The 6,957-nt window shown below is 68.1% G+C and carries 7 protein-coding genes; all 7 read right to left on the bottom strand.

Going from position 1 to position 6,957, the window contains the following annotated elements:
- Positions 1 to 73: 73 nt before the first annotated feature.
- Positions 74 to 733 carry a ribose-5-phosphate isomerase RpiA gene (gene rpiA, locus ACXJKR_RS20050; protein WP_056196174.1) on the bottom strand — a complete coding sequence of 220 codons (660 nt, stop codon included), beginning with the start codon at positions 731 to 733 and terminating at the stop codon, positions 74 to 76.
- A 53-nt stretch (positions 734 to 786) separates the two neighbouring features.
- The gene (locus ACXJKR_RS20045; RefSeq protein WP_457324308.1) at positions 787 to 2,547 is read right to left on the bottom strand and encodes a glycoside hydrolase family 16 protein; all 1,761 of its coding nucleotides are present in this window, start codon (positions 2,545 to 2,547) and stop codon (positions 787 to 789) included.
- Positions 2,548 to 2,552: 5 nt separating this feature from the next.
- Positions 2,553 to 3,167, bottom strand: coding sequence for a PEP-CTERM sorting domain-containing protein (locus tag ACXJKR_RS20040; RefSeq protein WP_457324307.1), 615 nt, complete (start codon positions 3,165 to 3,167; stop codon positions 2,553 to 2,555).
- A gap of 17 nt (positions 3,168 to 3,184) precedes the next feature.
- A complete protein-coding gene (locus tag ACXJKR_RS20035; RefSeq protein ID WP_457324306.1) occupies positions 3,185 to 3,856 on the bottom strand; it encodes a PEP-CTERM sorting domain-containing protein in 672 nt (223 codons plus the stop codon).
- Positions 3,857 to 4,045: 189 nt separating this feature from the next.
- The gene (locus tag ACXJKR_RS20030) at positions 4,046 to 5,524 is read right to left on the bottom strand and encodes a carotenoid oxygenase family protein (RefSeq protein ID WP_457324305.1); all 1,479 of its coding nucleotides are present in this window, start codon (positions 5,522 to 5,524) and stop codon (positions 4,046 to 4,048) included.
- A 12-nt stretch (positions 5,525 to 5,536) separates the two neighbouring features.
- Complete coding sequence (locus ACXJKR_RS20025; RefSeq protein ID WP_056196160.1) at positions 5,537 to 5,968, bottom strand: DUF2141 domain-containing protein; 432 nt, start codon at positions 5,966 to 5,968, stop codon at positions 5,537 to 5,539.
- 103 nt (positions 5,969 to 6,071) lie between these two features.
- Positions 6,072 to 6,957 (bottom strand): 3-deoxy-7-phosphoheptulonate synthase (locus ACXJKR_RS20020; RefSeq protein WP_457324304.1); only part of this gene is annotated, 886 nt, incomplete at its 5' end.

The following is a 6,957-nucleotide window of genomic DNA, read 5'->3' as shown; positions in this document are numbered from 1 at the left end:
CAGCAGGCTGCGCCACCAATGGTGCCTCTCGTGCGATGCCGCATCGAAGCCGAGGGGCTCGCGCGGCATGCGGTCAGAACTTCAGGGTCTTCACGCCGTCGGCACCGCCGAGCAGACAGACGCTGGCCTTGTGGCGGGCGAACACGCCGACGGTGACGACGCCCGGCCACTGGCTGACCTCGGCCTCGAAAGCCAGCGGGTCGGTGATGGACAGGCCCGTCACGTCGAGGATGTGGCCGCCGTTGTCGGTGACGACGCCGGCCCGCAGCCTGGCCTCGCCGCCGAGCTTGGCAAAACGGCGCGCCAGCTGGGCGGCGGCCATCGGGACGATCTCGACAGGCAGCGGAAACTTGCCCAGGGTCTGCACGAGCTTGGATTCGTCGGCGATGCAGACGAACTGGTCGGCCAGATCCGCCACGATCTTCTCGCGCGTCAGCGCGGCACCACCGCCCTTGACCATGAAGCCCTGGCCATCGATCTCGTCGGCGCCGTCGATGTAGACKGCCAGCCGCTCCACCTCTGTCGCATTCAGCACGGGGATTCCATGCTTGATGAGGCGCTGCGTCGAGCGCTCCGAGCTCGACACCGCACCGGGGATGGCGATACCGCTGGCCGCGAGCGCATCAATGAAACAGTCCACCGTGGAGCCGGTGCCGACGCCGAGGATCTGACCGGCGGGAACATAGTCCAGAGCCGCACGGCCGACGAGTTGCTTGAGCTGGTCTTGATTCATGGGCCCGGATTGTCCGGGATCGGCGCGGTGAACAACGCCGATCCCGGTCCGGCTCACTTCATCACCACGCTCCTGACCGCCGAATCGGTGGCCAGTTGGCTCCTGCTGTCCCAGGACGTGAATCGGTATTCCACGACGTCACCCTTCTTCAGCCCTCCCAGCGTGTACCGGCTGGCAGCGCCGTCCTGGCGCATGCGCACGGTCCGGGTCTCGCCGCCGTTGACCGTGTAGTGCGCGTCCACCCAGCCCGTCGCGTTGGCGGCGAGTTCGAGGGTGGTCGCACCGGCCTGCGTCGAGGCCGTCGGCACGGCGGCCGTCTTGGCAAGCGCCGGCGCCGTCACGGCCACGGCGTTCACAGCCGCCACGCCCGAGTCCCAGATGATGTCGTCGAAGGCCATCTGGAAGGACGCGGCCGGATTGGAGCCGTCCACGCTGAGGAACTCGAACAGCGAGTTCATGGACTGCAGCGCCACCAGGGGGCCGGCGATCTCGGCCACRGGGATGGTGGCCGTGCCCCACTCGCCGTTGCGCACCAGGCCATAGGCGGTGGTGTTGGCGGGGAAGGTCACCCAGCTGTGGTTGGTGTAGGTGTCCAGGATGCCGATCTTGAAGGCGACATTGGCCGGCGCCTTGATCTTCAGCTTGATGTTGCCGCCACGGAAGCCGCTCATGTCGTGCACCTGGCGCGACTGGACGGCACCGCCGAACCACTGCCCCGGCGCGAAGTAGTTCAGCGCCAGCACGTTGGACCCCTCAAACGCCGGGATGTTGCCGCCACCCATGGAACCGGTGTTCCAGATGAAGAAGTCCGCCGACGTGCCGAGCGCCTGGCTGTTGTTGACAGGCGTGTTGTCGGTGAACACGCCGAACTTGCCGGCCTCCGGCGTGATGCCGACGCCCAGCTTGACCTCGCCCTTGCCGTCCAGCTCATAGACACGCACATAGTCCACGTACATCGTCGCGGGCAACGGCGCGGTGATCTGCGCAGGCGTGGCGGCCGGCGTGAAGTTGCCGCCGACAGCCATGTTCATCAGCAGATAGAACGGCTCCTGCAGCGCTGGCGAACCCACCGTGGAGATGGGCGCCTTGTACATGTCAAGTTCACGGCCGTTGTCCACCAGCGTGAAGCGGATCTGCGTGTCAGTCCAATACAGGCGATATAGCACGAAGCGGTTGGCCAACGAGCGCGTGGGCGTGACCCAGCTCTTGGTCTGCCAGGCAGTGGACGCGGCGCAGCTTTCGTTGCCGGGCACGCAGGCGGCCTGGTTGAAGGTGATGACGTTGGAACCGACGAACTGGTCCGGCGACACGGCGGGCAGGCCCGCGGGCTGGCGGCCGCCCTGCTCCATGATGTCGATCTCGCCCTTGCGCGGCCAGGCCTGCGGACTGGTGCCCAGCAGCCACAGGGCCGGCCACAGGCCGACGCCGACCGACGGCGTGGCCGCGCGGATTTCGATCATCCCGTACTTGACCTGCACCTTGCCCGCCGAGTCCAGCTTGCCGGAGGTGAACTGGTTGGCGCCCATCACCTCGCGCTTGGCCGTGATGGCCAGGGCCCGCGTGGCGGGCTCGAAAGGCACGTTGACGATGCTGAGGTTGTTGGGGCGGTAGTACTCCAGCTCCTGGTTGCCGTAGCCGCACAGGCCGATCTGGCAGCCGTTGCCGTCATAGGTCGACCAGAGCGCGCTGTCGAGGCTGGCGCCGTTGAATTCCTCGGACCAGAGCAGCTTGCCGATGACGGGGCTGGTGACGCTGGCGGAAGCGATGGCACTGGCGGCCAGCAGCAGGCCGCCGATGAGGGTTTGGCGATTCATGGCATTCATCCTTGCTGGCGGTTGCGACGCAGACGGGCCCCGACGACGAGGGCGCCCAGGGCCATCAAGCCGTAGGTCGAGGGCTCGGGCACGGCGCTGGTGACGGTGATGCGGGTGGCCGGCGCGCCGGTGAAGCCCGTGTTGACCGCCTGCCAACTGCCGGACGAGGAGAAGGCCCAGGCGGYGCTGGGCGAATCGGTGCCGCTCTGCCATTGGCCGGCGAAGCCGGCGTCGGCCTGGGTCACCAGCCAGTAGCTGCCGGCGGCCAGGTTCCAGCCGCTGGGCGCCAACGCCGTGTTGGCCCAGGGATCGGTCAAGTGCGTGCTGTAGAGCCAGCTGTTGCCGGCGGGCACGGCGCCCTGGCGGGCCATGATGCCGACGGTGATGCCGCCCACGCCGTCGATGGACGTGAGGATGGACTGGATGGTGGTGGCGCTACTGATATCGAAGGCGACGGCGAGGTCCTGGCCCTGGCCCAGCAGTGAGGCCCAGCCGCTGACGTCATCGCCGGGGCCATAGGTGTTGATGACGACGGTTCCGGCGGCGCTGGCGTGGGCGGCCAGGCCGCAGAGCAGCAGCGACGCGCCGATCCTGGAGAGGGTGTGAATCTTGGCTTGCATGGCTTGTCTCCTCGGGTTCAGGCGCGGCGGCGGCGGGCGATGGCGCCGACGGTGACCAGGCCCGCCAGCAGCAGCGCGTAGCTGCCCGGCTCGGGCACGGCGGCGACGTTCAGGGCGAACTGCAGGTCGTCGACGAGGACGGCGTTGGCGCGGTTCTCCAGGATCGGGCCGACGGCGGTGCCGATCTCGATGAAGACCGAGGTCGTGCCGACGGGAATGGCCGCGGCCTGGAAGCTGATCTGCGTCCAGCTGCTGGTGTTGATCTGGCCCTGGAACTGCTGGTTGAGGGCCGTGCCGATGATGCCGTTGGCCCCCATGTAGCGCAGCGTGACGAAGGCGTTGCCGGTGACGCTGGCGTCGCCCTTGGCCCAGAAGCTCAGCCAGGGCGTGTCGCCGACATTGGCAGCACCCAGCGCCGACATGCCGCCGTGGCCGACGGAGTCCTGGAGCGCGATGGAGGCATCAAAGCCGTTGGGCGCGCTCAGCAACAGGGCAAAGCTGCCGGAGTGAGCGTCACTGGACAGCGTGGCCGGGCTGCTGGTGGCGGCAGTCAGCCAGCCCGCGGCGAGTTGGCCCGGGCCGCCCGCGGCTTCAAAGCTGCCATTGGCGAAGGCGTTGGTGGTGGCCGCGCCGGCGGTGCCGGCCAGCAAGAGGGTGGCCATCGCCACGCAGGTCTTCAGATTCAGCATGTTGTCGTCTCCATGGTGTTGACTGGGGAAGGAATCCCGAAACGAGGCGACGACGAACTGCTGCCGATCGCCGAAAGTGAAAGCGCTTTCTGAAAGCGCTTTCAACAAACGGCGCGACCATAGGTGGCTTGCAAAAGCCTGTCAATGCGGAGTCCCCTGCCCCGTTCTCGAAGCAGGGGGGCTTGAGGTTCAAGCGGCGTAGAACTTGCCGTGGAAGCCGTAGGGCACGGCGTAAGGCAGCCAGGCGCGCGCCAGCGGGCCGTCGGCCAGGCGCATCGCATCGAAGACGCTGAAGAAACTGCGCCGGCGCTGGATGTCATAGCCCATGCCGACCAGCCAGCCCTCGCCTTCCCGAGTGCTGCCAGGCCTGGGCACCAGCACATGCTCCTCGACGACGGTGTCGTTGCCGAAGCTGAAGCGCTCGCGCGCGCCGCTGTCGATGTCCAACCGCATCAGGCCGTTGAAGCCCCAGCGCGCGCCGATATCGATGGCCGTCGGGTACCAGACGAAGCGGTGGCGCCGGGCGACGACTCGCGGGTCGACGACGGGGAACTCGACGGCCTCGTCGCGCGCAGCGATGTTCAGCCGCCCGCTAGCCAGGTCGATCTGCAGCACCCGCGGCGTCGACACGTCGCGCGCCGTGCGCTCGCCGCGCATGATCTGCCGGGCGCCGGCGTTGAACTCCGGCAGCGGCGTGCTCTGCACATAGTCCAGGCGCAGCATGCGGCCGTCGTCCCAGGCATTGCCGAAGTGAAAGACCTGGACGGCCGGCATCTCGAAGCTGCGCTGCTTCGAGAAGTCGGCCTTGTCGACGACGAGCACGCGCGTCGGTTGCTCGCCGGCCCAGCGCATCGCGTCGACCATGGAGGCGCCAGCGCGCACGGCCGCCATGTCCATGGTGATGGGCGCCAGCAGAAAGACGAGGTGGCGTTGCGACACGGCGAAGTCATGAAGCATGGCCGGAGCCTGCACATCCAGCAGCGCATGGCGGCGCACGGTACCTGCGGCATCGAGCTGATAGACGGCCAGCCGACCGTTGGCCGTGCCGAAGTTCCACACCGTGCCGTCGGGCTCGACCTTGGGATGGGCCGAGAAGGGCATGCCACGCAGCTCAGGCGCCCAGGTCTTGACGCCGCGCGTCGCGAGCGTCGCCGGGTCCAGCTCATAGGCGCTGCCGCCCTCCCACAAGGCGTAGAGGCGGTCACCCTGCATCAGCACGCTGGTGTTGGCCACGTTGACGCTGTCGGGCCCGCGCACCGGCAGTTCGGCCTTGATGGCCGTACCGAAAGCGGGCAGCAGGAAGCGGCCGGCCTCTTGCTCGGCGCGGAACTTGGTCGTTTGCACGAAGCGGGCGCGGTGGCTGGCGCGGCCGTCCTGCAGTGTCCAGGACTGAACCAGGCCATCGCCGTCGAACCAGTGGTGGTAGCGCTGGCCGGCGCGTTGCATCAGGCCAGGACCATTGCGGAAGTAGCGGCCGCGCAGCGCGGCGGGCAGGCGCCCTTCAACGACGGCGCTGGCGTCCAGGTTCTCGCCATTCAAGCCACGCAGCGGCAAGAGTTCCGGCGCATCGGCAGCGAAGGTATCGACCGGCAGGCCCAGGGCCAGCAGTTCGGGGCTGAGGCCGCCGGCCAGCAGCGCGGTCAGCAGTGAACGACGGGTCGTGCTCATGGCCGTCCCCGCTCAGTTCAGCTTGACCTTGACCGACGCACCGGTCACCGGTGTCACGACGGCCTGCTCGAACTTCGGTGGGCCGAAGGTGCCAGCAGCGTTATTGGAGAAGCCGTAGGGCTCGACCGGAATGCCCATGGCGTTCATGTCCAGGCGGCCGTTGGCATTGGCGTCCTGGAACAGGCTGAGCGCCAGCGGGCCTTCGGGCAGATCCTTGAGCACGACGCTGAACTTGCCGCCAGTGGCCTCGGGGCCGAGAACGAAGCGCAGGCCGGTCTGCGGCTGGCGCAGCCAGTTGGCCGGCTCCGTGAAGACGGCCACCATCAGGGTGGCGCCCTGCAGGCGGCTCGTGTCCAGGCCCTCGACTTCGAGGGTGACGTCTGCCGCCTGGCTGCACAGCGGCAGCAGGGCAAACAGGGCGGAGGCAAGGGCTTGGTGTTTCATCGCGATCTCCAGGGTTCAGCAGTGGGATGGCTGAATGTTGGAGATCGCCCCGCCGCGGCGCGAGCGCGCTGCGACAGGTGGGCGCCGGGCGGCGCGAGTGGACTTAACCCCGGCGCTTCTGGACGGCTGCAGCCAGCTCGCGCAGCAGCGGCTCGGTCTGGCTCCAGCCCAGGCAGGCGTCGGTGATGGACACGCCGGGCTTCAAGTCGGCCTTGGTCTGACCCTCGGCCAGGTCCTGCCGACCAGGCTGCAGATGGCTTTCGATCATGACGCCGGTGATGCGCTGGTCGCCGCCCGCGATCTGACCCGCGACGTCATGGCCGACATCGACCTGGCGCTCGTACTTCTTGCTGGAGTTGGCGTGCGAGAAGTCGATCATGACCTGCTCGCGCAGGCCCGAGGTCTTGAGCGCATCGCAGGCAGCGTTGACGGACGCCGCGTCGTAGTTGGGCGCCTTGCCGCCGCGCAGGATGACGTGGCAGTCCTCGTTGCCGCGGGTCTCGAAGATGGCGGCCGTACCCATCTTGGTCATGCCCATGAAGGCATGCGCGCTGCTGGCGGCCAGCACGGCGTCGCTGGCGACCTTGATACCGCCGTCGGTGCCGTTCTTGAAGCCGACCGGGCAGCTCAGGCCCGAGGCGAGCTGGCGGTGGCTCTGGCTCTCGGTGGTGCGCGCGCCGATGGCGCCCCAGGCGATCAGGTCGGAGATGTACTGCGGCGACAGCAGGTCCAGGAACTCGGTGCCGGCCGGYAGGCCCAGCGCGTTCACGTCGAGCAGCAGTTGGCGCGCCAGGCGAAGGCCCTCGTTCATGTGGAAGCTGCCGTCCAGGCGCGGGTCGTTGATGTAGCCTTTCCAGCCCACCGTCGTGCGCGGCTTCTCGAAGTAGACGCGCATGACGATCAGCAGGTCGCTGCTCAGTTCCTCGCGCGCCGTCTTCAACAGGCGGGCGTAGTCCATCGCCTGGTCGTGGTCGTGGATGGAACAGGGG

The sequence above is a fragment of the Roseateles sp. P5_E11 genome (assembly GCF_054049355.1).
Note: the sequence above shows the minus strand (reverse complement) of the source record. Positions and strands in the feature narration are given on the sequence as shown.